The sequence below is a fragment of the Salinicola salarius genome (assembly GCF_002179555.1).
In the GTDB taxonomy this organism is placed as follows: Bacteria; Pseudomonadota; Gammaproteobacteria; order Pseudomonadales; family Halomonadaceae; genus Salinicola; species Salinicola salarius_A.
Map to the genome: position 1 here is coordinate 1 of NZ_NHOU01000068.1, position 5,098 is coordinate 5,098.

General features: G+C 61.8%; 5 protein-coding genes. 1 reads left to right on the forward strand and 4 read right to left on the reverse strand.

The features are described 5' to 3' along the window. Together CCD76_RS18765 and CCD76_RS18770 are read right to left on the reverse strand one after the other, a co-directional pair. Positions 1-884 (reverse strand): tyrosine-type recombinase/integrase (locus CCD76_RS18765; RefSeq protein WP_256961391.1); only part of this gene is annotated, 884 nt, incomplete at its 3' end. A 188-nt stretch (positions 885-1,072) separates the two neighbouring features. Next, positions 1,073-1,936 carry a YicC/YloC family endoribonuclease gene (locus CCD76_RS18770; protein WP_087721028.1) on the reverse strand — a complete coding sequence of 288 codons (864 nt, stop codon included), beginning with the start codon at positions 1,934-1,936 and terminating at the stop codon, positions 1,073-1,075. 173 nt (positions 1,937-2,109) lie between these two features. Here CCD76_RS18770 and rph point away from each other — a divergent pair, with 173 nt between their 5' ends. Further along, the gene (gene rph, locus CCD76_RS18775; protein ID WP_087721029.1) at positions 2,110-2,832 is read left to right on the forward strand and encodes a ribonuclease PH; all 723 of its coding nucleotides are present in this window, start codon (positions 2,110-2,112) and stop codon (positions 2,830-2,832) included. Positions 2,833-2,980: 148 nt separating this feature from the next. Here rph and CCD76_RS18780 read toward each other — a convergent pair whose 3' ends face one another. Then, positions 2,981-4,114 carry an alkene reductase gene (locus tag CCD76_RS18780; RefSeq protein ID WP_087721030.1) on the reverse strand — a complete coding sequence of 378 codons (1,134 nt, stop codon included), beginning with the start codon at positions 4,112-4,114 and terminating at the stop codon, positions 2,981-2,983. A gap of 160 nt (positions 4,115-4,274) precedes the next feature. Beyond that, positions 4,275-5,042 (reverse strand): glucose 1-dehydrogenase, encoded by a 768-nt coding sequence (locus CCD76_RS18785; RefSeq protein WP_087721031.1) that lies wholly within the window; start codon positions 5,040-5,042, stop codon positions 4,275-4,277. Between the last annotated feature and the right edge of the window lie 56 nt (positions 5,043-5,098).

Sequence of the window (5,098 nt, forward strand, 5' to 3'; positions counted from 1 at the left end):
AGGGTGTGCAGAAACCAGGGGGTCATTACACACTTGGCTTCGGTAAGCTCGGTTTTTCTCGTTCCTAATACGATCAGTAGAGCGCAGGCGAGATAGTTCTCCCGAGTAAAGCTCGAGCGATTTTCGCGAAATACCGCAAAGACTTTGCTTATCTCATCCAGCGTCAGTGCGCGGTCACGGCTCTTCTCTACGCCGCCAGCATCATTGACGTTAAACGCTGAGGCCGGATTGTAAGTGATCAGCCCGAGCTTAACGGCATGATTGAAGAGCTGCTTCAGATACATCAGCGTGTCGTTGGCAGTGGTGGGCCGTCCACTGGCTGAGACTTTCCTGATGATGTCTCGAACATCCATCGGAGTGACCGCGTCGATCTCCCGCTCTCCGATGCTGGGCTCCACCTCCTTACGGTACACGCGCTTTGGGATGTGGGGATGCTTGAGACGTTTCTCCAAATCGGGATACCAGTCAGCGAACAGGTCGTTCACGGTTCTGATCGAAACCTGCTGCACCCGTTTACGCGACTCGATGGGATCGACACCTGCTTGGAGAGACCTCTGATGCTCGAGCGCCTTGGACCGAGCCTCTGCCAAGGAAAGGTGCGCCTGCTTGCCTAAAGACATTTCTCGACGCTTACCGAACAGGGAGTAGCGTAGCATCCAGTACGGAGCTCCCTTCCTGGGAATCATCAGGTACAAGCCCCCGCCATCACTATGTCTTCCAGAAGATCCTTCTTTAACGAGCGACTGTACTTTTTTGGCGTTGAGGCTTCCCACTGACGTTAGTCCTTTCCCGATGAGGTATCTGATCTCTACCCACCCCTTGTCTAAATGCAGTCCGCGCCAGGCTGGGGTCTCACCGTTTGAGCGTGGCGAATACGGCGGCATAAGAGAGTGGGTGGGTAGTACCTTTGATTGTGAAGGAGGGTTTTTGGGGAGGCAACAATTTTACTCCCCACCTTACTCCCCGGTAGGAGATGGATTCAGTGGGATGCCAATAGACATTCATAGACAAGGAGGGGAGAAAAATAACATAAAATCAGTGCCATACGGAGTGTCTTAGAGTTCGTTGGATATTACTCTATATTCTGAATCTGCTCCCGCATCTGTTCGATCAGTACCTTCAGCTCCACGGCGCAGCGGGTGGTGTCGGCGACGATGGCCTTGGAGGAGAGGGTGTTGGCTTCGCGGTTGAGTTCCTGCATCAGGAAGTCGAGGCGCCGGCCGATGGGGCCTTTTTGCTTGAGCTGGCGTTCGACCTCGGTGACATGGGTTTCCAGCCGGTCGAGTTCTTCGGCGACATCGGCCTTCTGCGCCACCATCACCATCTCCGCTTCCAGGCGCTGCGGGTCGAGTTCGGTCTTGGCGGCATCCAACCGTTCCAGTAGTTGGGTGCGTTGACGTTCGAGGATCGTCGGCAGGTGTTCGCGCACGATAGCCACCTGCTCGCGGATGCCGTTCAGGCGCTCGCGAATCAGCTCCGCCAGGCGCTCGCCTTCGCGGGCGCGGCCGGTTTCCAGATCCTTCAGCGCGGCGTCGAACAACTCAAGCCCGGCGGCCTTGACGCTATCGAGATCCAGGCGCTGAGTGGCCATCACGCCGGGGTGGGCGAGCAGCTCGAGCGCGTTGGGCATCGGCGCTTCCGGCAGTTGGGCGCGGACCTGTTCCAGCGCGTGCGTTAGCGCGCTGAGCTGGCCAGCGTTGATGCCGGGGGCGGCGTCGTTCTCGGCGGGATCGAAGCGCAAAAAGCACTCGACCTTGCCGCGCGAAAGGCGCTGACGCATCGCTTCGCGGAAGTGCGGTTCGAGATCGCGCAGGGTGTCGGAAAGACGAAAGTGGGGTTCCAGATAGCGCTGGTTCACCGAGCGCAGTTCGAGCTGCAGGCTGCCCCAGTCGGCCTCAAGGGTCTGGCGTGAGAAGGCGGTCATGCTGTGGGGCATGGGAGTTCCTTGGATCGTCGAGCTGATCGATCGAGTGTAACCCATCCGTGAAGAGGTTGGCCGCCACTCGCCAGCGGTGAATGTGCAGCCGAGCCGTGTAGAATGGCCGACCTTCTGGAAGCGTCGTCAACGCGGTGCTTCTATCATTGATGTTTTGGACCGAGAGGCTTCCCATGCGCCCGAGTGGACGACAACCCGATCAGCCCCGCGAGGTCACGCTGACCCGCGGTTTTACCCGTCACGCCGAGGGCTCGGTGCTGGTGAGCTTCGGGGATACCCAGGTGCTGTGCAACGCCAGCGTCGAAGCCGGCGTGCCGCGTTGGCTGCGCGGCAAGAACCAGGGCTGGGTGACGGCGGAATACGGCATGCTGCCGCGCGCGACCCATTCCCGTAGCGGTCGTGAAGCGGCGCGGGGCAAGCAGGGCGGGCGCACGCTGGAAATCCAGCGTCTGATCGGCCGGTCGCTGCGGGCGGCGGTGGATCTGAAGAAGCTCGGCGAGTTCACGATCACGGTCGACTGCGACGTGCTGCAGGCCGATGGCGGCACGCGCACGGCCTCGATCACCGGGGCCTGCGTGGCGCTGGTCGAGGCGCTGCAGTACATGCAGCGCAAGAAGATGATCAAGACCGACCCGTTCCGCCAGCTGGTCAGCTCGATCTCGGTGGGCGTCTACAAGGGCACGCCGGTACTCGATCTGGACTATCCGGAAGACAGCGCCGCGGATACCGACATGAACGTGGTGATGACCGAAGACGGCAAGCTGATCGAAGTGCAGGGCACGGCGGAAGCGGAAGCGTTCTCCCGCGCCGAGCTCAACGGCATGATCGATCTGGCCGAAAGCGGCTGTCAGGCGCTGTTCGCCAAGCAGCATGAGGCGCTGGGCATTCGCCGCTAGGCGAGAATCGACCACGACCAGCGGTTCGCATGGTCAGTGAGCGCCCCATGAAAAACGCCCCGATCCTGAGATCGGGGCGTTTCTCGTTCTGCACGATCGTCCTTAACAACAGTCTCGAACGATCGTTAGCGCGATCCGCGAACCGGGATCAGGACTTCTCCGCGATCATCTTCTCGCGTGCCAGGCGCGCCTGCTCTTCCTCGTAGGTGGGGAAGTCGACGTAGCCACGGGCATCGCCGCCGTAGAAGGTGTCGGGATCGAACTCGGCCAGCGGCCAGTCGTTCTGCAGGCGCTCGACCAGATCCGGGTTGGAGGTGAACGGGCGGCCAAACACCGGCAGATCGATGGTGCCATCGTCGACCAGGCGCTGCGCTTCCGCCTTGTCGAGGTTGCCGGCGAACAGCAGCGTGCCGCGATAGGCATCGCGGAACTGGCGCAGGAACTCCCGCGGCAGCGCGTTCTGCCCCTGGGCGCCCTGATCCATGATATGGACATAGGCCAGGTTGCGCTTGCTCAGCTCTTCGGCGAGATAGAGATAGGTGCCTTCGATGTCGTCATAGATCGGCATGTCGAACAGCGTGCCGTAGGGCGTCAGGCGCACGCCGACGCGATGCTCGCCGATCAGCGCGATGGAGGCGTCGATCGCTTCGAGCAGCAGGCGGCAGCGATTTTCCCGCGAGCCGCCGTACTCGTCGGTACGGTCGTTGAGACCGCCGTTGATGAACTGCTCGAGCAGATAGCCGTTGGCGCCATGCAGCTCGACCCCATCGAAACCGGCATTGCGCGCATTCAGCGCCGCCTGGGCGAAATCGCTGACGAGGCGGTGGCACTCTTCGGTCGTGGCAGCGCGCGGCGTGGTCGCTGCCATCATGTCGGGCTGGCCGTCTTCGTTGTAGCCGAACGCCATGCCGCCCTGCTTGGCGGTGCTGCTGATCGGCGCGGCGCCGTTCTGCTGGATCGAGGTGTGCGAGACACGGCCGACGTGCCAGGTCTGGCAGAAGATCACGCCGCCGCGCTCGTGCACGGCCTGGGTCGCTTTCTTCCAGCCGGCGATCTGGTCCGGGCCGTAAATGCCCGGGTTGAACAGATAGCCCTGGCCTTCACGAGAGATGGGGCTGCCTTCTGAGATGATCAGCCCGGCGCTGGCGCGCTGACGATAGTAGAGCGCGCCCATTTCGTCGGGCACGTCGCCCTTGGCGCGGGCGCGGGTCATCGGTGCCATGACGATGCGGTTGTTCAGGCGGGTACCGGCGAGATCGAACGGTTCGAAAAGTGCTGCCATATCGTGAATTCCTTCCTTGCTTCGGCCTGATGTGGCTAAAGTGATAGACCAAAGTCTAGGAAATGATTAGCCAGCCAACAATGAATCCTTTCGACTGGCCCGATACAGGAAAGCTATCGCCGCAGAAGGGCGGCCGCTGAATCGCCGCCGTGAGGGGCGCTCAGACCACCGAGGTCATGCCGCCATCGACGAAAACGTTCTGCCCGGAGACGAAGTTCGAGGCGCCGGAGCAGAGGTAGATCAGCGTGCCGACCAGTTCCTCGACCTGACCCCAGCGTTGCGCCGGGGTGCGCTTCTCGATCCAGGCGTTGAAGTCGGCGTCCTGCCATAGCGCCTGGTTCATGTCGGTCTGGAAGTAGCCGGGGGAGAGGCAGTTGACCTGGATGCCGTAGCGCGCCAGATCGGCGGCCATGCCCTGAGTCAGCAGCGCCACGCCGCCCTTGGAAGCGGCGTAGGGCACGATGGTTTCCCGGGCGAGTTTCGACTGCACCGAACCGATGTTGACGATCTTGCCGCTGCCACGTTCCGACATCGCCGGGCTCACCGCCTTCGACACATAGAAGGCGCTGGAGAGGTTGGTGGCGATGACGGCATCCCAGTCGGCGGGGTCGAAGTCGTTGAACGGGCCGCGTTTCTGCAGGCCGGCGTTGTTGACCAGAATATTCGGCACGCCCAGGCGTTCGATCAGCGGATCGATGGCCGCTTTCACCGCCTCGGCATCGGTGACGTCGAACGCCACGGCGTCGACCTTGGCCCCGGTTTCCGCCGCCAGTTTCCGGGCGGCTTCCTCGGCTGCGTCCTGCCGGCGCCCGTGAACGATCACATGGGCACCCTGTTCGGCCAGCCCGCGTGCCAGGGCATTGCCCAGCCCGCGGGTCGAACCGGTGATCAGCGCCAGTTGGCCTTGAATATCGAAGAGATTGGTCATCGTTTTCCTCGTATCGGTGAATGCTCTAGGGTCTGTTGACGTTTCACATGGGCAGC

Coding starts and splice junctions, on each gene's coding strand:
- CCD76_RS18770 (WP_087721028.1), bottom strand. CDS start 1,936: ATGCCCCACAGCATGACCGCCTTCTCACGCCAGACCCTTGAGGCCGAC.
- rph (WP_087721029.1), top strand. CDS start 2,110: ATGCGCCCGAGTGGACGACAACCCGATCAGCCCCGCGAGGTCACGCTG.
- CCD76_RS18785 (WP_087721031.1), bottom strand. CDS start 5,042: ATGACCAATCTCTTCGATATTCAAGGCCAACTGGCGCTGATCACCGGT.
- CCD76_RS18780 (WP_087721030.1), bottom strand. CDS start 4,114: ATGGCAGCACTTTTCGAACCGTTCGATCTCGCCGGTACCCGCCTGAAC.